Source organism: Streptomyces sp. NPDC101393 (genome assembly GCF_044767385.1).
In the GTDB taxonomy this organism is placed as follows: Bacteria; Actinomycetota; Actinomycetes; order Streptomycetales; family Streptomycetaceae; genus Streptomyces.
Map to the genome: position 1 here is coordinate 35,034 of NZ_JBIWNU010000014.1, position 19,637 is coordinate 54,670.

At 72.4% G+C, this 19,637-nt stretch carries 15 protein-coding genes and 1 pseudogene; 8 read left to right on the plus strand and 8 right to left on the minus strand.

Annotation, left to right across the window (positions count from 1 at the left end; genetic code table 11):
* Positions 1–51 precede the first annotated feature (51 nt).
* A complete protein-coding gene (locus tag ACIRQ7_RS33905; RefSeq protein WP_404266394.1) occupies positions 52–1,746 on the plus strand; it encodes a DUF885 domain-containing protein in 1,695 nt (564 codons plus the stop codon).
* Between the two features lie 121 nt (positions 1,747–1,867).
* Positions 1,868–3,292: a GNAT family N-acetyltransferase gene (locus ACIRQ7_RS33910; protein WP_404266395.1), complete on the plus strand. Its 1,425-nt coding sequence runs from the start codon at positions 1,868–1,870 to the stop codon at positions 3,290–3,292.
* Here ACIRQ7_RS33910 and ACIRQ7_RS33915 read toward each other — a convergent pair.
* Positions 3,282–3,490, minus strand: a pseudogene (locus ACIRQ7_RS33915) (hypothetical protein); the annotation flags it as partial. The gene ACIRQ7_RS33910 and the pseudogene ACIRQ7_RS33915 overlap by 11 nt on opposite strands.
* 67 nt (positions 3,491–3,557) lie before the next feature.
* Here ACIRQ7_RS33915 and ACIRQ7_RS33920 point away from each other — a divergent pair.
* Positions 3,558–4,004 carry an Lrp/AsnC family transcriptional regulator gene (locus ACIRQ7_RS33920; RefSeq protein ID WP_401478081.1) on the plus strand — a complete coding sequence of 149 codons (447 nt, stop codon included), beginning with the start codon at positions 3,558–3,560 and terminating at the stop codon, positions 4,002–4,004.
* 29 nt (positions 4,005–4,033) lie between these two features.
* Here the strand turns inward: ACIRQ7_RS33920 and ACIRQ7_RS33925 are convergent, their stop codons facing one another.
* The 5 genes from ACIRQ7_RS33925 to kdgD all read right to left on the minus strand — a co-directional run bounded on the left by ACIRQ7_RS33925 (position 4,034) and on the right by kdgD (position 12,465).
* Positions 4,034–7,204 carry an AAA family ATPase gene (locus tag ACIRQ7_RS33925; protein WP_404266396.1) on the minus strand — a complete coding sequence of 1,057 codons (3,171 nt, stop codon included), beginning with the start codon at positions 7,202–7,204 and terminating at the stop codon, positions 4,034–4,036.
* Positions 7,201–8,367: an exonuclease SbcCD subunit D gene (locus tag ACIRQ7_RS33930; protein ID WP_404266397.1), complete on the minus strand. Its 1,167-nt coding sequence runs from the start codon at positions 8,365–8,367 to the stop codon at positions 7,201–7,203. The genes ACIRQ7_RS33925 and ACIRQ7_RS33930 overlap by 4 nt, the downstream gene beginning before the upstream one ends.
* 345 nt (positions 8,368–8,712) lie before the next feature.
* Positions 8,713–9,894 carry a mandelate racemase/muconate lactonizing enzyme family protein gene (locus tag ACIRQ7_RS33935; protein ID WP_404266398.1) on the minus strand — a complete coding sequence of 394 codons (1,182 nt, stop codon included), beginning with the start codon at positions 9,892–9,894 and terminating at the stop codon, positions 8,713–8,715.
* Positions 9,895–9,947: 53 nt separating this feature from the next.
* Positions 9,948–11,549 (minus strand): aldehyde dehydrogenase (NADP(+)), encoded by a 1,602-nt coding sequence (locus ACIRQ7_RS33940; protein WP_404266399.1) that lies wholly within the window; start codon positions 11,547–11,549, stop codon positions 9,948–9,950.
* A gap of 1 nt (position 11,550) precedes the next feature.
* Positions 11,551–12,465, minus strand: coding sequence for a 5-dehydro-4-deoxyglucarate dehydratase (gene kdgD, locus ACIRQ7_RS33945; protein WP_404266400.1), 915 nt, complete (start codon positions 12,463–12,465; stop codon positions 11,551–11,553).
* Positions 12,466–12,623: 158 nt separating this feature from the next.
* Between kdgD and ACIRQ7_RS33950 the strand changes: the two genes are divergently transcribed.
* Together ACIRQ7_RS33950 and ACIRQ7_RS33955 are read left to right on the plus strand one after the other, a co-directional pair.
* A complete protein-coding gene (locus tag ACIRQ7_RS33950) occupies positions 12,624–13,499 on the plus strand; it encodes a LysR substrate-binding domain-containing protein (RefSeq protein WP_401478063.1) in 876 nt (291 codons plus the stop codon).
* A 186-nt stretch (positions 13,500–13,685) separates the two neighbouring features.
* Positions 13,686–15,095: an MFS transporter gene (locus ACIRQ7_RS33955; protein WP_404266401.1), complete on the plus strand. Its 1,410-nt coding sequence runs from the start codon at positions 13,686–13,688 to the stop codon at positions 15,093–15,095.
* 137 nt (positions 15,096–15,232) lie between these two features.
* Here ACIRQ7_RS33955 and ACIRQ7_RS33960 read toward each other — a convergent pair whose 3' ends face one another.
* Together ACIRQ7_RS33960 and ACIRQ7_RS33965 are read right to left on the minus strand one after the other, a co-directional pair.
* The gene (locus tag ACIRQ7_RS33960; RefSeq protein WP_404266402.1) at positions 15,233–16,747 is read right to left on the minus strand and encodes an APC family permease; all 1,515 of its coding nucleotides are present in this window, start codon (positions 16,745–16,747) and stop codon (positions 15,233–15,235) included.
* 129 nt (positions 16,748–16,876) lie between these two features.
* Entirely contained in the window at positions 16,877–17,503 is a 627-nt protein-coding gene (locus ACIRQ7_RS33965; RefSeq protein WP_401478054.1) for a YigZ family protein, read from the minus strand.
* A gap of 212 nt (positions 17,504–17,715) precedes the next feature.
* Here ACIRQ7_RS33965 and ACIRQ7_RS33970 point away from each other — a divergent pair, with 212 nt between their 5' ends.
* From ACIRQ7_RS33970 to ACIRQ7_RS33980, 3 genes are all read left to right on the plus strand, one after another.
* Complete coding sequence (locus ACIRQ7_RS33970) at positions 17,716–18,501, plus strand: type VII secretion system-associated protein (RefSeq protein WP_404266403.1); 786 nt, start codon at positions 17,716–17,718, stop codon at positions 18,499–18,501.
* Positions 18,502–18,679: 178 nt separating this feature from the next.
* Positions 18,680–19,087, plus strand: coding sequence for a CoA-binding protein (locus ACIRQ7_RS33975; protein ID WP_404266404.1), 408 nt, complete (start codon positions 18,680–18,682; stop codon positions 19,085–19,087).
* Between the two features lie 25 nt (positions 19,088–19,112).
* A complete protein-coding gene (locus ACIRQ7_RS33980; RefSeq protein WP_404266405.1) occupies positions 19,113–19,604 on the plus strand; it encodes a GNAT family N-acetyltransferase in 492 nt (163 codons plus the stop codon).
* Positions 19,605–19,637: the final 33 nt, after the last annotated feature.

The following is a 19,637-nucleotide window of genomic DNA, read 5'->3' on the forward strand; positions in this document are numbered from 1 at the left end:
CCGCTCTATTGATGGTGACGGAACGCGGCCTTCCGTACGAAGATGGCCCGCATGTCCCTCACCACTCCTTCCGCGGGCGGCACGCTGCCCCGCCAGGTCGCCGACGCGTACGTCGACGCCCTCGTCGATCTGGACCCGATCACCGGCACCTACCTCGGCATCGCCGAGAGCTCCGGAAAGCTGCCCGACTTCTCGCCGACGGGCCAGGAAGCGACGGCCCAGCTCGCCCGCACCACCCTGGAGAAGCTCGCCGCGGCAGAGGCCCGGCCGGGCGCGGACGCCGCGGCCGAGCAGATCTGCGCGCGGCTGCTGCGCGAGCGGCTGTCCGCGGAGCTGGCGGTGCACGAGGCCGGCGAGGGCCTGCGTGCGGTCAGCAACCTCAGCTCGCCGCTGCACGCCGTCCGCGAGGTTTTCCAGCTCACCCCCGCCGAAACCGACGACGACTGGGCCGCGATCGCGCAGCGGCTGCGCGCGGTGCCGGCGGCCCTGGAGGGCTACCGCGCCTCGCTCGACGCCGGCATCAAGCGGAACCTCCGCGCGGGCCCGCTCCAGGTGTCCACCGTCATCGGCCAGTTGGGTGAGTGGATCGGTACGGACCGCAGCTGGTTCGCCGAGTTCACCGCCCCGGGCCCGGACGCGCTGCGCGGCGAGCTGACCGGCGCCGCCGACCTCGCGACCGGCGCCCTGGTGGAGCTGCGCGACTGGTTCCGTGAGGTCTACGCCCCCGCGGTCGCGGGCGCGCCGGACGTCGTCGGCCGCGAGCGCTACGGTCGCCTCGCCCGCTACTTCAACGGCGCCGACCTCGACCTGGACGAGGCGTACGCCTACGGCTGGTCGGAGTTCCACCGGCTGCTGGCCGAGATGGAGACGGAGGCGGAGAAGATCCTGCCGGGCGCGAAGACCCCGTGGGAGGCGCTGGCCTGGCTCGACGAGAACGGCGAGGCCGTCGAGGGCGTCGAGGAGACCCGCCAGTGGCTCCAGTCGCTGATGGACGAGGCCATCGCCTCGCTCGACGGGACGCACTTCGAACTCGCCGAGCGGGTGCGCCGCGTCGAGTCGCGGATCGCCCCGCCGGGCAGCGCCGCCGCCCCGTACTACACCCAGCCGTCGCTGGACTTCTCCCGTCCCGGCCGCACCTGGCTGCCGACGATGGGCGAGACCCGCTTCCCGGCGTACGACCTGGTCTCCACCTGGTACCACGAGGGCGTGCCGGGCCATCACCTCCAGCTGGCGCAGTGGGCACATGTGGCCGAGGACCTGTCGCGGTACCAGACGACCGTGGGCATCGTCAGCGCCAACGCCGAGGGCTGGGCGCTGTACGCCGAGCGCCTCATGGACGAGCTGGGCTTCCTGACCAACGCCGAGCGGCGGCTCGGCTACCTCGACGCCCAGATGATGCGGGCGGTCCGCGTCATCATCGACATCGGTATGCACCTGCAGTTGGAGATCCCGGCGGATTCGCCCTTCCACCCGGGCGAGCGCTGGACGCCCGAGCTGGCGCACGCGTTTCTCGCGAGCCACTGCAGCCGGCCGGCCGACTTCGTCGAGAGCGAGATCATCCGCTATCAGGGGTTGGCGGGCCAGGCGATCGGCTACAAGCTCGGCGAGCGCGTCTGGCTGGCGGGCCGGGAGGCGGCCCGTGCGCGGCACGGCGCGGACTTCGACCTCAAGGCCTGGCACATGGCGGCGCTGTCGCAGGGCTCGCTGGGCCTGGACGACCTGCTGAGCGAGCTGTCGTCGCTCTGAGTCCGCACGGCCGCGCGCACCGCCGCGGCCACGGCGGACGGCCACCCCGCCTCACGCGGTGGCCGTCCGCCGCCCCGCACCGGGGCAGCCGAACATCACGCGGTCCGAGGGGTCAGGAGACATGGGAGTGGACACCTCCGCGACAGGCAGCACGGACCGCCCGCTCCTTCTCCTGGCCGGCGATCCGCTGCGCCCCCGCCGCCCCGACCCGCACTTCGCCGCGCAGGCGGCCGCGGCCCGTGCCGCGGGCGCGGCGACCGCCGTTCTCGACCACGAGGCGCTGCTCGCCGGGGACGCCGAAGGGGCGGTGGCGCGGGTACCGCGCGACGCGGGCGGGGCCTGGTACCGCGGCTGGATGCTGCCCGCCGGACGCTACGCCGAACTGGCCGCCGCCCTTACGGCCCGCGGCTGCCGACTGCTCACCGACCCGGCGGCCTATCGCACCGCCCATGAACTCCCCGGCTGGTACGGCACGTTCCGCGCGCTCACGCCCTCCAGCGTGTGGCTGCCCTGTGCGCCGCACCAGGCCCCGCGAGGGCCGGAGCTGGCGCGGCTGGCCGAGCCGTTCGGTGACCGGCCGGTCGTCGTCAAGGACTGGGTGAAGTCCCGGAAGCACGAGTGGGAGGAGGCCGCCTTCGTCCCCGACGCGGCCGACACCGCGCGACTGGCCTCCGTGGTCGGCCGGTTCGTCGCGCTCCAGGAGGAGTTCTTGACCGGGGGCGTGGTCCTGCGCGCCTTCGAGACGTTCGATCCGGTGGGCGAGGCCCGGGTCTGGTGGGTGGACGGTGAGCCGGTGCTGATCGGCCCCCACCCCGACACGCCGGAGCTGCGTCCGGACCCGGACCTGTCCCATGTGGCGCCCGTTGTACGGGAGTTCGGCCGCCGCTTCCTCACCACGGATCTGGCGCTGCGCACCGACGGGGTCTGGCGCGTGATGGAGGTCGGCGACGGACAGGTCAGCGACCTGCCCGAAGGGGCCGACCCCGATGCCCTGTTCGAGGCGCTGGTCACCGCGGGCGCCGGCGGGCCGCTGACCCTCACGGCAGGCCCGGTGACCCTGCGCGCCCTGCTGCCGAGCAGGGCGGCCCGGATCGCCGACGGCGATGCGGCCGGATTCACCTGGATCGACGGCGCACCCCCGGAGGCGACGTCCGGCGGTGCCGGGATCGTCGTCCGGGCCGTCGCCGCCGGGCTCCACCACCCCGGCTGGGGCGTCTTCGTCCTCACCGACACCGAGACCGGCACAGCGCTCGGGAGCATCGGCTTCCACGGTCCGCCGGACACTGCCGGCCGCGTCGAGATCGGCTACGACCTCTCCCCCTCCGCCCGTGGCGCCGGCCGGGCGACGCGGGCGGCCCGTCTGCTGGCCGGCTGGGCGGCGGCGCGCCCCGAGGTCCGTACGGTGTGCGCCCAGACCGAGCCGGACAATGTGCCCTCTCGGCGCGTCCTGGAACGCGCCGGCTTCCGCTTCACCGGGGAACACGAGGGCCAGCTGACGTACGAGTTCGACGTCACCGAGGACTCACCCCCGGGCGTCAACGCCTGAAGCCGCCCTCGGAGTTGATGACCTCGCCCGTGATCCCGCGGGCCTCGTCGGTCACGACCCGGGCGATGAGCCGAGCCGAATCGTCCGGCGCACCGACCGTCCTCCGGGAAAGGTCCGCACCGCACGGTCGCGGCGGGGCGCCCCGGCCGCCACCGGATTCCGCGCGCGGCCGACCGGGAATCCGCGGTGTGCCGGACCTACGGCGAGGCGATGATCACCGGCCAAACCCTTGATCTGCCGGTGAATCCACTGTTAGACAGCACGGATGACCGGCTATTCCCCCGATGCCACCGACTGGCGCATCCTCGATGTCCTGCAACACAACGGCCGCGCGGGCTACGCGGAACTGGCTCGCGCGGTGAAGATGTCCGCCAGCGCCGTCACCGAACGGGTACGGCGCCTGGAGGACGCCGGGGTGATATCCGGATACGCAGCCGTGGTCGATCCGGAGCGGGTCGGGCTGACGGTGCTCGCCTTCGTCCGGCTGCGCTATCCCGGCGGCCACGACCAGACGCTCCGCGACCTGCTGGCGACGACGCCGGAAATACTGGAGGCACACCACGTCACGGGCGACGACTGCTTCTTCCTCAAGGTCGCCTCGCGTTCGATGAAGCATCTGGAGGAGGTGTCGGGCCGGATCGGGGCCCTCGGCGCGGTGACCACCAGCGTCGTCTACTCCTCGCCGCTGCCCCGCCGCGCGGTCGGCCCCTGACCTGCGCGGCCACCCTCTGAGCGCCTGGTTCAGCCGCGGACGCGGTGGCGCACCGTCGAGCCCGCTCGGTCCTTGACGACCTCCAGCTGGGCCGGGATGCGGGCTCGGAGGTCCGCGACATGGCTGACGATGCCGACGCTGCGGTCCCGTTCGCGCAGGGAGTCCAGAACGTCGAGCACCTCGTCCAGGGTCTGCTCGTCGAGGCTGCCGAATCCCTCGTCGATGAAGAGGGTGTCGAGCCGGGTGCCACCCGCCTCGTCGGTGACGACGTCGGCGAGGCCGAGGGCCAGCGCCAGTGACGCGAAGAAGGTCTCGCCGCCGGAGAGGCTGGAGGTGTCGCGTTCGCGGCCGGTCCAGGCGTCGATGACATGCAGGCCGAGGCCTGACCGCCGGGCGCCACCGGCCCGTTCGTCGGAGTGCACGAGGGTGTAGCGGCCGGCGGACATCCGGTGCAGCCGGGCGGTGGCGGCGGCCGCGACCTGTTCGAGGCGGGCGGCGAGGACATACGACTCCAGGCGCATCCGGCGTTCGTTCTCGCTGGAGGTGCCGGAGGTGAGCGAGGCGAGCCGGGCGATGCGGTCGTGGGCGGCGCGCAGCGGGGCGAGCCCGCGGGCGTCCGCCTCGGCGGCGGCCGAGAGCCGGTCGAGTTCCGTGCAGCGCTCGCGCGCCGCGGCATGGGTCGCCGACGCGCCACGCAGCCGCGCCCCCGCGGCGTCCAGAGCGCCGCGCGCGGCGTCCGGGTCCGCAGGCGGCAGCGCGGCCGCGTCCAGAATCTCCGGGTTGGCCAACTCCGCCAGGACGGCGGCCGATTCGGCCTGCCATGCGTCGAGCCGCTGTTGCAGCGCGCGCCATTCGTCGTCCCGCAGCCGGGCCTCGGCTGCGGCCTGCGGGGTGTCGAAGCCGGCGTGGCGGGCGGCATCGGCGAGTGCGGCGTCGGCTTCCTTGAGGCGGGCGGCGCAGGCACGCGCGGTACGGGACGCCTCGGCCGCCGCGGCGAGCAGGGCGACCTGCCGCTCCAGCCGTCCCGCCCGGTCGGCCACGCTTGCGCACTCCCCCCGGGCCTGGCTCAACTCCTCTTCCAGCGCGGCCCGTTCACGGTCCAGCGCCTCACGGTGCGAGGTGCGGGCGGCGACCCGGCGTTCGGCCTGCTGCTGTTCGGTGCGTCGCCGCTCGTATTCGCGTTCGGCGCGCCCGAGGGTCTCGCGGGCGGCATGCAGGTCGGCTCCGGCCGCACGGGCGCGGGCGAAATCGGCCCGCAGCTCCTCCACTTCGGTGGCCAGCTCACCGGTGGGGGTGTCCCCTGCGGTGGCGGCCGCGCCGGCCAGCGCTTCCTTGGCCGACTGGCTGCGCGACTGCGCCTCCTGGCGCTCGTCCTCGGCCCGGCGGTGCGCGCTGTGGGCGGCTTCCTCGGCCGTGCGGTCGATGTGCCCGGCGCCGGCGCGGGCCGGTTCGGGGTGCTCGGTCGCGCCGCACACCGCACAGGGCCGGCCCTGCTGCAGGCCCTCGGCGAGTTCGGCGGCGATGCCGCGCAGCCGTCGTTCCTTGAGGTCGAGCCAGTGACCGTGCGCCGCCGTGGCCCGCTCGCGCACGGTGAGCAACTCCCGCTCGGTGTCGCGTACTTCCGCGGCGAGCCGGTCACGGCGCCGGGCCGCTTCCAGCCGCTCGGCGGCCGGGGTGATCAGGGCGCCGAGCTGTTCGGCACGGGTCGCCGCCTCCTGGGCCGTCTCGATACGCCGTTCGTGGCCGCGGCGGACGGTGTCCCAGCCGGCCAGCCACTCCGCCGCGTCCAGCAGCGTCTGGTCGTCGGCGCGCGATTCACGGTCCAGACCGGCCCGCTCCTGGCCGATGTCGGCGGCCCGGCGCTCGGCCCGCCGGGCCGCGCCGAGCGATCCGAGGTCTTGCCGCAACTGCCTCTCCAGCGCGGCGAGCCGGTCACCCTCGGCCTCGGCGAGGTCGGGCGGCAGGGTGGCCCTGCTCTGCCGTTCGGTGCGCTGGGCGGCGTCCACTTCGTGCCGTGCGGCGGCGCTCAGCGCGAGGGCGGGGGCGACCTCGGCGGCCGCGCGGCCCCGCTCCAGCCTGCTGTGGATGCGGTCCCGCTCGTCGGCGTGCGCATCGAGCCGGTCCGCGCGATGGCGGGCGTCGGCGTGCCGCTGCTGGAGCCGGTGCCGCTCGCGGGTCTCGTCCATCCGTACCGCGGCGGCCCGTTCGGCCACCTCCGCGGCATGCACCGCGGATCCGGCGCTCGCCAGCCGTTCGCGTGCGAAGACCCGGGCGACGGCGGCTCTGACCAGGACGGCGTCGGCGAAGCCCGGCTCCCCGGGGGCGAGCGCCGGGGTGTCCGGGGCCGCGCCGGCGGATCCGGTCCGCGCACCCGGCACGGTCTTGGGCGGGCGGGCCGCGGGCCCGGCCTGTTCCGGCACGGTCGCCGCGGCCCGGCCGCGCCCGCGTGCCGGTGCGGTCGGTGTCGCGGCCGCGGAGCGTTCCGGCGCCGGAACGGACGGGTCGGCGAGGTCGGCGCTGTCCCCGGCCGCCTGCACCATCCGGTGGGTCAGGGCGAGCAGCCGCTCGTCACCCACGGCAACCCGGTCGGCAGCGGCCTTGCGGCGGGTGCTCAGCTGGTCCTCCAGGGCGGCGAACCGGCGGGTGTCGAAGAGCCGCCCGAGCAGCCGGGCGCGGGCCTCGGCGTCGGCGCGCAGGAACCTCGCGAAGTCGCCCTGCGGCAGCAGTACCACCTGGCAGAACTGCTCCTTGCTCATGCCGAGCAGCTGGCCGATCTCCTCGCCGATCTCCTGGTGGGAGCGGCTGAGCGCCTTCCACCGGCCGGTGTCGCCGTCGGGCACGAACTCCCGCAGCCGGCTCTGTGCCTTCTCCCGGGTCGTGCCGCTGCCGCGCTTCTTGGGGCGGGACTGTTCGGGCAGCCGGGTGATCTTCAACCGCCGTTCCCCGACGGTCAGTTCGAGCACGACCTCGGTGAGGGTCAGCGGGTCGGCCAGATCGCTGCGCAGTGCCTGGCCGCTCTGCCGGGCGCCCGGCACCGAGCCGTAGAGCGCGAAGCACACGGCGTCCAGCACCGAGGTCTTGCCCGCTCCCGTCGCCCCGTGCAGCAGGAACAGGCCCTCGCGTGAGAGCCGGTCGAAGTCGATGGTCTGGGTGCCGCCGAAGGGCCCGAAGGCCGTGACGGAGAGCCGGTGCAGCCTCATCGCGCCACCTCCTGCACGGTGTCGTCGACCCGTACGTCATCGATTGCCGACCGCAGTTCGGCCCGCTCGTCCGCGTCGGCCGCCCGGCCGGACCGCACATGCTCCACGAAGTCCTCGGCGATCTCCTGATCGCTGCGTCCGCGCAGCCGCTGGGCGTACGAGGCCAGGGAACGGGTGGGCCCCTCGTCGGGGTCGAAGACGAGGCTGACGAGGTGCGCGAAGCGCTTGCCGAGCCGCGCCATCGGTTCCTGCGGGCGGGCCGTGTCGGTGAGCGTCGCCTCGACCCAGGCCGCTTCGTGGCGCTCCAGCGACGGGTCGTCGAGCAGTTCCTCCAGCGGTCCCCGGATCCGGGCCAGTGGGCGCGGCACCGGGCAGTCCACCCGCTCGGCGTGCACGGCACCCGCCGCGTCGAGGTCGACGATCCAGGACGATTTGCGGTGATCGGTCTCCGAGAAGGAGTAGGCGAGCGGGGAGCCGGAGTAGCGGATGCGCTCGGTGAGCGTCTGGCAGCCGTGCAGGTGGCCGAGAGCCGCGTAGTCGACGCCGTCGAAGACGGCCGCGGGGACGGAGTCGACACCGCCGACGGTGATGTCCCGCTCGCTGTCGCTTACCGCTCCCCCCGTGACGAAGGCATGCGCGAGCACGACGGAGCGGGTGCCCTCGGGGCGCTCGGCCAGATCGGCGCGTACCCGGTCCATCGCCGCGCCCAGCACCTCGGTGTGATCGGCGCGCCCGGCACCGAGCGCGTCGCGCACCAGGGCCGGTTCGAGATACGGCAGTCCGTAGAGCGCGACCGGGCCGTGCGCGTCGGCGAGCAGCACGGGGGTGGCACAGTCCGCCGGGTCGGTCCGCAGATGGATTCCGGCGTGCTGCATCAGTCCGGCGCCGACACCGAGCCGGCGGGCGGAGTCGTGGTTGCCGGAGATCATGACGGTCGGGACGCCGAGGGCCGCGAGGCGGTGCAGGGCGTCGTCGAAGAGCTCTACGGCGGACAGCGGCGGGACGGCGCGGTCATAGATGTCCCCGGCGACGAGGACCGCGTCGATCTCGCGGTCGCGGACCGTCTCGACGAGGTGGTCGAGGAACGCGCGCTGGGCGGTGAGCAGGCTCACGCGGTGGAAGGACCGCCCCAGATGCCAGTCGGAGGTGTGCAGAAATCTCAACTGACCGCTCCGACCTGCACGTTTCTCCCTCCGAGGCGCCTTGGCCGGCACCGGGTCAGCCGGGGCCACGAGCAGACCGTGTTCAGGCCGGCTTCCGCGACACCCCATCCGTCACGGCCCTCATTCTCGCACCCGGGTCCGGGGCCGGTGGACGGTGGAGGTCGGTCGCGATCCGGAGTGTCGCGGACGCACCAAAGCACTCAACTCGGCCATTTCGGTCGGGCGGGACGGGCACGGCGTGGCGACGCCGGAGTCGGCGCGGACCGTGCACAGCGGCTCGGCCCGCCCTGCCGGGGGGGCCGGGCGGGCCGGGCTGCCGGCAGCAGACCGTGGGGGCGAAGGGCGTCAGCCAGGGGTGCCGACTTCGAAGGTCTCCTGGGTCCAGCCGCGGGCTCGGTCGGTGAGGGTGATGCCCAGACCGGGGCGGGCGGAGACATGCATACGGCCGTTGCTGGTTTCCAGGCGCTCGTTGAAGAGGGGCTCCAGCCAGTCGAAGTGCTCCACCCAGGGCTCGTGCGGGTAGGCGGCGGCGAGGTGGAGGTGGATCTCCATGGCGAAGTGCGGTGCGAGGGAAAGGTGGTGGTGCTCGGCGAGGGCGGCGAGCTTGAGGAACTGGGTGATGCCGCCGATGCGCGGGGCGTCGGGCTGGAGGATGTCGGCTGCCTTGTGCCGGATCAGCTCGTAGTGCTCGGCGACGCTGGCCAGCATTTCACCGGTGGCGATGGAGGTGTCGAGAGAGGCCGCGAGGGCGGCGTGCCCCTCGGCGTCGTAGGCGTCGAGGGGCTCCTCGATCCAGACGAGCCCGAACTCCTCGAAGGCGCGTCCCATGCGCTGGGCGGTGGGGCGGTCCCACTGCTGGTTGGCGTCGACCATGAGGGGAATGTCGTCGCCCACGTGCTCGCGCACCGCGGTCAGCCGGCGCAGGTCCTCACGACGGTCCGGACTGCCGACCTTGATCTTGATGCCGCCGATACCGCTGGCGAGGGTGGCGGTGGCGTTGTCCAGGACCTGTTCGACGGGGGTGTGGAGGAATCCGCCCGAGGTGTTGTAGCAGCGCACCGAATCGCGGTGCGCCCCCAGCAGCTTCGCCAGCGGCAGGCCGGCGCGCTTGGCCTTGAGATCCCACAGGGCGACATCGAAAGCGGCGATGGCCTGGGTGGAGAGACCGGAGCGGCCGACGGAGGCGCCGGCCCAGCAGAGCTTCGTCCAGAGCTTGCCGATGTCGCTGGGGTCCTCACCGATCAGGACGGGAGCGATCTCCTTGGCATGCGCGAACTGGCCGGGGCCGCCCGCGCGTTTGGCGTAGCTGAAGCCGAGCCCGGTGTGTCCGCCCTTGGTCCCGATCTCGGCGAAGAGGAAAGCGACTTCGGTCATCGGACGCTGCCGCCCGGTGAGGACCTTGGCATCGCTGATGGGGGTGGCGAGCGGGAGGTGGACGGAGGAGAGCCTGATCCAGCAGATCGTGTCGAGAGTCGCTTCGCCGGCCTGGAACGCGGCGCGGGCCGCGGCGTGCGTGGTCGTGGTCATCGTGGTCACCACTGCCTGACTGTGAGAGGGACGGATACGACGGGGTGCGGGGTTCAGTCGCGGGTGGGGTTGCCGTCGATACGGCGCCACAGGTGCAGCGGGTTGTCGTCGCGCAGATCAGGGGGCAGCAGGTCCGCGGGCAGGTTCTGGTAGCTGACCGGGCGCAGGAATCGGGTGATGGCCCCGGTGCCGACCGAGGTGGTGGCAGGTGCGGTCGTCGAGGGGTAGGGGCCGCCGTGGATCATGGCGTGGCCCACTTCGACGCCGGTGGGCCAGCCGTTGACGATGATCCGTCCCGCCCTGAGTTCCAGGATGTCCAGCAGGGCGGCGGCCTGTTCCCGGTCGGCGCCGGCCGCGTGGAGGGTGGCGGTGAGCTGGCCGTCCAGTGCGCGGGCCAGGGTCTGCAGGCTGCGGTCGGCGGGGACCCGCACGATGAGGGCGGCCGGTCCGAAGACTTCTTCCTGGAGCTCGGGGTGGGCGAGGAACGTCGCGGCGTCGGTGAAAAGGACGGCGGCCCGCCCTGCGGTGGATACCTCCGGGGCGTCCGTGCCACGGGCCCGGACGGTGACGCCGTCGATGGCGGCGAGCCGGGAGAGGGCCTGCTCGTAGGCGTCGTGGATGCCGGCGGACAGCATCGGGGGGGCGGCGCAGGCGGCGACCGCGGTGCTCGCCGCCTGGATGAACGTCTCCAGGTCCGCACTCTCCGCGGCCAGGACGATGCCGGGGCTGGTGCACATCTGGCCGGTCGCGCTGGTCATGGAGGCGATGAAGTCACGCGCCAGGTCGGCGGCGCCCTGCCGCAGGGCGTGCGGGAGGAGGAAGACGGGGTTGGTGGCCGACATCTCGGCGAAGACCGGGATCGGCTCGGGGCGGGCGGCGGCTGCCGCGGCCAGGGCCAGTCCGCCCCGGCGGGAGCCGGTGAAGCCGACGGCCTTGATGCGCGGGTCGGTGACAAGGGCGTGTCCGAGGTCGTCGGCGGGGCCGTGCAGCAGGGCGAAGACCCCCTCGGGCAGCCCGTTCTCGCGCGCCGCGGCCTGGACGGCGCGGCCCACCAGTTCGCTGGTTCCCGGGTGGGAGGGGTGCGCCTTGACGACGACCGGGGCGCCCGCGGCGAGCGCGGAGGCGGTGTCGCCGCCGGCGACGGAGAACGCCAGGGGGAAGTTGCCGGCAGCGAATACGGCGACCGGCCCGAGGGGGATCCGGCGGCTGCGCAGATCGGGGCGTGGCAGCGGGGCGCGGTCGGGCTGTGCGGGGTCGATGTGCACGTCTCGCCAGCTGCCCTCGCGGACCAGGCGGGCGAAGAGCCTCAGCTGGCCGGTGGTGCGGGCGGTCTCGCTCGCCACCCGGAGGGCGGGCAGACCGCTCTCGGCCCGCACCTGTTCCGTCAGGAGGGGACCCAGGGATTCGATGTGGTCGGCGACCCCCTCCAGGAACGCCGCCCGTACCTCCGGCGTGGTGTGCCGGTAGGTGTCGAAGGCCTCGGCTGCAAGGGCGGCGGCCCGCTCGACGTCTTCGTGGGAGGCGGCGCTGAACTGCGGGCTCAGGGGCAGGCCGGTGCGCGGGTCGACGGCGTGGAAGGATCCGCCGCCGCCCGTGCTGCCGTGGCCGCCGGTCAACTGGTCCCCGGTGAGACGGGATTCCGCCGCGGTGAGCACGTCAGACCACCTTCTTGATCAGGTCGGTGAGTTCGGCCAGCTCGGCGGCCGTGAGGTCGGTGAGGGGGGTACGCACGGGGCCGGCCGGGCGGCCGATGACCCTCATGCCGGCCTTGACGATGCTGACCGCGTACCCGGGCTGCCGGCGCCGGATCGCGCAGTACGGGAGCACGAAGTCGTTGAGGCGGCGGAAGACCTGCTCGGTGTCGTGGGCCCGCACCGCGTCGTAGAAGTCGAGGGCGAAGCGCGGCGCGAAGTTGAAGATCGCCGAGGAGTAGGTGCTGACCCCCATCTCCAGATAGGGCAGGGCGAACATCTCCGCGGTGGGCAGGCCGCCGACGTACAGGAGCCGGTCGCCCAGGCGCGCACGGATGCGGGTCATCAGCTCCAGGTCGCCGACGCCGTCCTTGAAGCCGATCAGGTTGGGGCAGGTGTCGGCGAGTTCGGCGACGGTCGCCTCGTCGTAGACGGCGTTCGCCCGGCTGTAGAGGATGACGCCGAGCGTGGTGGCCCGGCACACCGCCGTGACGTGGGCGGCCAGGCCCGCCTGCGAGGCCTCGGTGAGGTAGGGCGGCAGCAGCAGGATCGCGTCCGCGCCTGACGTCTCGGCCTGCTGGGCCAGTGCGATGGCGTGGAAGGTGCCGCCGCCGGCCGGGGCGATCACGGGCAGCCCTTCAGGCGCCTCCTGCACCGTCGCGGTGACGACCCGTCCGACCTCTTCATGGGTGAGGGAGAAGAACTCGCCGGTGCCGCCTGCGGCGAAGAGTCCGGCGGGTGCGAATTCACCGACCCAGCCGATGTTTTCCCGGTAAGCCGCCTCGTCGAAAGAGAAGTCGTCGCGGAAATGCGTGACGGGGAAGGACAGCAGCCCCGAGCCCATCTTCCGGGCGGCCTCTTCAGGTGAAAACTGCGGCATGATCGTCGGAACTCCTCAGCGTGAAGACATTGCTCATGAAGAAAGGGCCGTGTGACCTTCAACTCTCCACCGCTCGGGTGCGGCTCCACTGAGGCTAGGATCACGAACGATTCACGTCCAACACCAAAAACGCATCCATTGATACCTGGAGAGCATCGTTGTTCACTCTCGCGCAACTGACCAACTTTGTGGCCGTTGCAGAGGAGCTCCACTTCGGGCGGGCGGCCGAGCGGCTCCGCATGACACAGCCCCCGCTCAGCCGCCAAATCCAGCTTCTGGAAAGCGAATTGCGGGTCCAGCTGTTCGACCGCACGAACCGCTCCGTGCGGCTCACGCACGCCGGCCGCACCTTCCTCAACGAAGCCCGCCGCGTCCTGCGCCAGTCCGAGCAGGCGATCCTGGCCGTGCGGCAGGTGTCATCCGGGCTGGCCGGGAGCCTCGCTGTCGGCTTCACCGCGGCCGGCGCCTACACGATGCTCGACACCCTCCTGGACAAGGCCCGTACCGCCACACCGAATGTGGAGATCGTGCTGCGCGAGCTGGTCACCCGTGACCAGCTCGAAGCGCTCACCGAGTCCAGCCTCGACCTCGGTTTGGTACGACCCCCCGTCACCTCCCCCGACCTGGACTCCCGCCCGGTGGCCCGCGAGGACATCTTCGCGGCCCTGCCCGCCGATCACCCGCTGGCCGCTCGGGCCGGGGCCCTCCACATCAGCGAGTTCGACGGACTGGACGTGCTGATGTACTCCCCCATCGAGGCCCGCTACTTCCACGAACTGCTCATCTCCGTCTTCCGGGCCGCGGGCATCGCTCCGGTCTTCCACCAGTACCTCAGCCAGGTCCACAGCATCCTCGCGCTCGTCAACGGCGGCCGCGGTGTGGCCCTCGTCCCGGAGGCCGCCACCCAGCTGCGCTACGCGGGCGTGACCTTCAAACCGGTCACCCTGGCCGCCCCCGCCGCGGTCGAACTCTCCCTGGCCTGGCGGCGGAACAACGACAACCCGGCCCTGCACCGCCTTCTCGCCCACCTGTGAGAAACATCCAGAGCTGGACACGTCGCCGTTCGGCGATCCAAGAAAGGTATCGGCGCATACAACATTCGATATAGACGGGAATCAAAGGGCGGCCCTACGGTCAGTTGCCACCCACCCCCGAATGTGGTCCGGGCCACAGGGACGGGGGCGAGGCACCTCCCTCAAGGTCGAGGAGATTGACCCGCCATGACACTTATTGACCGGCAGGACGAGCCGGTTCGCACCCGTACCGGGCAGGGCCGCCTTCGGTACTGGATTCTGGCCATGCTCTTCGTGGTCACCACGATCAACTACGCCGACCGGGCCACGCTTTCGATAGCCGGCGACTCCATGCAGAAAGATCTCGGGGTCAGTTCCGGCGAGCTCGGGATCCTCTTCTCCGCGTTCTCGTGGTCCTATCTCATCGCCCAGATACCGGGCGGCTGGCTGCTGGACCGATTCGGTTCGAAGAAGGTCTACGGCGGGGCGATCTTCCTGTGGTCGGTCTTCACCATGGCGCAGGGCGCCATCGGTTTCTTCTCCGGAGCGGCCGTGGCCCTCCTCTTCCTGCTGCGCTTCCTCGTCGGCCTCGCCGAAGCCCCCTCCTTCCCCGGCAACTCGCGCATCGTCGCCGCCTGGTTCCCGACCAGGGAACGCGGCTTCGCCGCCGCCCTGTTCAACTCCGCCCAGTACTTCGCCACCGTCGCCTTCGCGCCCCTCATGGGCTGGCTGGTGGTCGCCGTCGGCTGGGAGCACGTCTTCACGATCATCGGCGGCATCGGCGTGATCCTGGCCCTGGTGTGGACCCGGGTCATCCACCCGCCGCGCAGCCACCCCCGCATGAGGCAAGGCGAACTGGACCACATCAGTGCGGGCGGCGCGCTGATCGACATGGACCGGCACACCGTCAAGGACGGCACCGGCGCGAGGGACGCCGATGGGGGCACCACCGGTGCCAAACAGAACCTCGTGCACCTCAAGAAGCTGCTCACCCACCGCACCATGCTGGGCGTCTTCGTCGGTCAGTACTTCATCAACACCATCACCTGGTTCTTCCTGACCTGGTTCCCGGTGTATCTGGTCCAGGAACGCGGCATGTCCATCCTGGAAGCCGGCCTGGTCGCCTCGCTGCCCGCCCTGTGCGGCTTCACCGGCGGCGTGCTGGGCGGCTTCCTCTCCGACCGCCTCGTCGCCCGCGGTATGTCCCTCACCGCCGCGCGCAAGACCCCGATCGTGGTCGGGCTCCTGCTGTCCACCTCGATCCTGATCTGCAACTACGTCGACGCGTCCTGGCTCGTCGTCACCATCATGGCCGTGTCCTTCTTCGGCAAGGGCCTCGGCGCCCTGGGATGGGCCGTCATGGCCGACATCTCCCCGAAGCAGATCGCCGGCCTCGCCGGGGGCGTCTTCAACACCTTCGGAGCCGTCGCCGGGATCGTCACCCCGATCGTCATCGGCTACATCATCGACGCCACCGGCTCCTTCGACCTCGCCCTCGTCTTCGTCGGCGCCTCCGCCGCCATGGCCGTCGTCAGCTACCTCTTCATCGCCCGGGACATCGAGCGCCTCGCACTCGACGACATCGGCGAAGAGGCCGCCGCCTCCGGCACGGTCTGACGGTCACGACGGACCCGCGCCGCACGCCCCGGAACGCCGTACGCGTTGCGGGGCAGCGCCGCGCGCAAGGCCCCGCCCCCGTCGCGCGGGGGCCGGTTCCGCCCCGGTCCCGCGGCGGCCCTCGGTCGCGGGTGCGATCAGCCGCCGCTCTCGCGGGCGGGCTCCGCCGGCGGCTCCGGTCGGGCTGCCGGCTGCGTCTGCCCCTCGGGGGCCTCGGCGTCCGGATCCGCCCCGTGCAGATACTCCTCGCTGATGCGCTTGGGCCCGAACGGCCACTCCTTCTCGTAGCGCGCCCACAGCAGGAAGGCCACCAGGCCGGCCGCGACCCACGCCAGCGACCATTCGATGGGGTGCCGGCCGGGTGAGTTCCGGTCCGCGTAGCCGTAGATCACCAGCCATCCGACGAGCGCCACGATGCTCGGCAGCGGGTAGAGCCACTTCCGGTAGGGGCGGCGCAGCCCCGGCTGGCGGCGGCGCAGCACGGTCACCGCGGCGACCTGGGCGAGCGCCTGCACGATCACCATGACGGTGGTGAGCAGCTGGATGATCGTGGCGAGGTCCGTGTGCCGGCCGATGAGGAAGCCGACCGCCATGACGACGCCCATCGTGAGCAGCCCCATGACGGGGAAGCGGTGGCGGGGGTGGAGTTTGCCGTAGGGGCGGAAGAAGACCCGGTCGCGGGCGGCGTCGTAGGGGACGCGGGAGCCGCCGAGCAGGCCGGCGAAGACAGAGGCGACAGCGGTGACGAGGATCAGCACGGTGACGGTGGCGGCGGCGCCCTTGCCCCAGGCCTTCTCCAGGACGGCGGAGGCGACGGAGGAGGACGCGGTGCTGTCCGGGTCGAGCATGTCCTTCCAGTTGACGACGCCGAGCGTGCCGATCTGCAGCAGCAGGTAGATCGTCATGATGCCGAGGATCGAGTAGATGATGGCGCGCGGGAGGGTACGGCCGGGCTGTTTGATCTCGGCGCCCATGTAGGCGGTGGTGTTGTAGCCGAGGTAGTCGTAGATGCCGATGGTCAGGCCCGCGGCGAAGCCGATCCAGAAGTGACTCGACGTCAGCTCGAAGGCGTGCGCGGGGTAGGTGAAGGCGCGCTCGGGGCTGAAGTGGGTGAAGGCGGCGACGATGACCAGCACGACGGAGGTGATCATCACCGTCCACAGGACGACGGTGAGCTTGGCGATGCGCTCCACGCGCCGCCACAGCAGCACGATGACGCCGACGGTGACGACGAGTCCGACGGCATCGCCCTGGCCCTGGCTCATGCCCGGCCAGAGATAGCCGAGGTACTGCACGAACCCGATGACCCCGGTGGACATCCCGAGCGGGATGAACAGCATGGCCGTCCACACGAACAGAAACGGCATCAGCTTGCCGGTGCGGTACTGGAAGGCCTGCCGCAGATAGACGTAGCTGCCGCCCGCGCCGGGCAGTGAGGCACCCAGCTCGGCCCAGATCAGCCCGTCGGCCAGCGCCAGCACCGCCCCCGCCAGGAAGCCGATGACGGCCTGCGGTCCGCCGAACGCGGCGACCATCAGCGGGATGGTCACGAAGGGTCCGATGCCGCACATCTGGCTCATGTTGATGGCGGTGGCCTGGAACAGTCCGATACGGCGGACGAATCCCACGCGCTCGTCGAGGAGGTCAGGCATGGTCAGCCCTTTCTCGTGCCGGCTCGCACGCCGGATCGCGGCCCTGTTCCGCCGCGCAAAAGGCTGACACGATCGGCGGCCCCGCGCACCGGTCAGGACAGGATTTCCGCCGCCGGACCGCGCACCGGGTCAGAGGTCCCCGTAGGCCTCGCCGCCCAGCTCCAGCACCGCCGTGCCCGCGGTGGTGTCGGCCAGCCAGGCCCGGAAGGCGTCGAGGTCCGCCTCCGGGAGCCCCAGTTCGATGCGGACATCGGCCCCGTACGTCACCTCGCGCACCGTGCGGCCCGTCGTCCGCAGGTCGTTCTCCAGCCGGCCGGCCCGTTGATGGTCGACGGTGACGGTCACCAGCCGGAAGCGCTTCCGGGTGACGGTGCCGAGCGCGTCGAGCGCCTCGCCCACCACGCCCCCGTAGGCGCGGATGAGGCCGCCGGCACCGAGCTTGACGCCACCGAAGTACCGCGTGACCACCGCCACGACATAGCGCACCTCGCGGCGCACCAGCATCTGCAGCATCGGCACTCCCGCGGTGCCGCCCGGCTCGCCGTCGTCGCTCGCCCGCTGCACTCCGCCGTCGGCACCGATGACGTACGCGAAGCAGTGGTGGCGGGCCGCGGGGTGCTCCTTGCGGATGCGCGCGATGAAGTCCTGGGCCTCGGCCTCGGTCGCGACGGGCGCGAGCGCACAGAGGAAGCGGGACTTGTTGATCTCGATCTCGTGGACACCCTCGCGGGCGAGAGTCCGGTACTGCTCCTGCATCGCACCACCCTATGCGGACCCCGAAACGCTCGGACGTCTGCGGTCCCGGTGGTCGCGCCGCGCTGCGGTGTCCGCCGTACGGCGGCAGTGCGCACCGCCACGCGGCGTACGCGAGGGGTCCGCACGGTGCGTCGGGACGACGTCCGCGCCTGCCCGTGGGCACTGTGTTGCCCGCTCGTACTGGAACGGAACGGCTGGTTGGCGGAGGCTTCATGGACAAGGACACACAGTCGGCGATGACGGCGGGCGTTCCCGTGACGGGTGCGGACATGCCCGAGCCGCCACCGGAGGTCGTCGAGGCGGCACGGAACGCGCCCGACCACTGGCTGGCCATGGTGGATCTGACGTGGTCGGGCGACGGTCCGCCACCGCTGTGGGCGCTGATCGGACAGTGGCGGTCGGGCCCGACCGGCGAGATCGAGGAGTGGCGGGACAACCCGGAGTACCGGCCGTCGCCGCAGATGCTGGACTGGGCCGACCCCGCCGACGCCGTGGACAGGGCGCTGCAGCTCGCCGCGACCGGCTACGGCCCCGCGGAGGACGTCCCCGCGGCGCTGGCAGGCGCGCAGGTGTCCGTCCTGGTCACCGCGACCGGCAGCCCGCTTGCCGCGGCTTCCCCCGAGGGCACCCCGGTCATCCCGGTCTACACCTCGCCGGTCCATCTGGAGTCGGTGGGCCGGCTGCTGTACGACCGACGGTCGGTGGCCGAGCTCGTCGAGCAGCTGCCGCCGGGCCACGCCCTCTACCTGAACCCGACCGGCCCGGTGAGCATGCTGGTCGAGACCGACCAGCTGCGCGCGGCGCTGGCGGCGGCCGGTGCGGGAACGGACGAGGACACGTCCGCGCAGGTCGACAGCCTGCCGGAAGCGGCAGTGCGGGCGCTGCGCCCGGGGACCGGCGCGGCCGGGGCCGAGCCGGTGAGCGGCGGGATGGCGATCGGCAAGCCGGCCCGTGCGGCGAGCGCCGTTCGCGCGGGGATGGCCGGCCGCCCGAACTGATCCGCCGGCACCAGAACCCGCCCCGCCCGTCTTCCCCTTCGGGCGGGGCGTCCGCCTGTCCGGGACGGCCGCACGCCGCCGGACGTCCTCTCCGCCGAACTCCTGCCCGGACCGGGAATCTCCGGACGGCGGCAGCCGTTGATCCGCACAGAACCCTTCAATCCGCAGGAGGCAGTGCGTGTACGGCGACAGCGGCACGATCCGCAGGATCCTCACCGAGCTGGGCGACACCTGGGCGGTCGTGGGCCTGTCGAACAACGAACAGCGCGCGGCCTACGGCGTCGCCGAGGTCCTGCAGCGCTACGGCAAGCGGGTCGTGCCGGTGCACCCGAAGGCCGAGACGGTGCACGGCGAGCAGGGATATCCCTCGCTGGCCGCCATCCCCTTCCCCGTCGATGTCGTCGATGTGTTCGTCAACAGCGACCTGGCGGGCGGGGTCGCCGACGAGGCGGTGGCGATCGGCGCGAAGGCGCTGTGGTTCCAGCTCGGGGTCGTCGACGAGGCGGCCTGGGACCGTACCCGCGCCGCCGGTCTCGCCATGGTGATGGATCGCTGTCCGGCCATTGAGATACCCCGTTCGGGCTGAGCGCCGGGTGCGTTAGCGTCCGCCCATGATCACGCCACGTGCTGCCCTCCCCGAGGACGCCGCCGAGCTCGTCCGGCTGCGCCGCCTGATGTTCTTCGCCATGAACGGCCATGATCAGCCGGGGAGTTGGGAGCAGGACGCCGAGGTGATGGCGCGGCGCGAGCTGTCCGGACCGGAGCCGGCGATGGGCGCGTTCGTGGTGGACGGCAACGCGGCCGGGGCGCCGCATCTGGCGGCGTGCGCGGTCGGCCGGGTCGAGGAACGGCTGCCGGCGCCCGGCCACCCCTCGGGCCGCTTCGGCTTCGTGTTCAGCGTCTGCACCGATCCCCGCTACCGCGGCCGGGGCCATGCCCGCGCGACCACACAGGCGCTGCTGGGCTGGTTCGCCGAGCGGGGCGCCACCCGTATCGACCTGCACGCCACCGATGACGCCGAGGCGCTCTACCGCAGCCTCGGCTTCACCGAGCACTCCACCGCGTTGTCCTTGGATCTGCGCTCGCACCCGGCAGCCGGATAGCGTCCGTCGGCCGCCGGACAGCGTCCGGGGCAG

Bases quoted from the DNA above. Each gene is read 5' to 3' on its own strand.
- ACIRQ7_RS33965 (WP_401478054.1), bottom strand. From the start codon at position 17,503: ATGCAGGAGCAGTACCGGACTCTCGCCCGCGAGGGTGTCCACGAGATC.
- ACIRQ7_RS33910 (WP_404266395.1), top strand. From the start codon at position 1,868: ATGGGAGTGGACACCTCCGCGACAGGCAGCACGGACCGCCCGCTCCTT.
- ACIRQ7_RS33955 (WP_404266401.1), top strand. From the start codon at position 13,686: ATGACACTTATTGACCGGCAGGACGAGCCGGTTCGCACCCGTACCGGG.
- ACIRQ7_RS33970 (WP_404266403.1), top strand. From the start codon at position 17,716: ATGGACAAGGACACACAGTCGGCGATGACGGCGGGCGTTCCCGTGACG.
- kdgD (WP_404266400.1), bottom strand. From the start codon at position 12,465: ATGCCGCAGTTTTCACCTGAAGAGGCCGCCCGGAAGATGGGCTCGGGG.
- ACIRQ7_RS33980 (WP_404266405.1), top strand. From the start codon at position 19,113: ATGATCACGCCACGTGCTGCCCTCCCCGAGGACGCCGCCGAGCTCGTC.
- ACIRQ7_RS33920 (WP_401478081.1), top strand. From the start codon at position 3,558: ATGACCGGCTATTCCCCCGATGCCACCGACTGGCGCATCCTCGATGTC.
- ACIRQ7_RS33935 (WP_404266398.1), bottom strand. From the start codon at position 9,894: ATGACCACGACCACGCACGCCGCGGCCCGCGCCGCGTTCCAGGCCGGC.
- ACIRQ7_RS33925 (WP_404266396.1), bottom strand. From the start codon at position 7,204: ATGAGGCTGCACCGGCTCTCCGTCACGGCCTTCGGGCCCTTCGGCGGC.
- ACIRQ7_RS33905 (WP_404266394.1), top strand. From the start codon at position 52: ATGTCCCTCACCACTCCTTCCGCGGGCGGCACGCTGCCCCGCCAGGTC.
- ACIRQ7_RS33960 (WP_404266402.1), bottom strand. From the start codon at position 16,747: ATGCCTGACCTCCTCGACGAGCGCGTGGGATTCGTCCGCCGTATCGGA.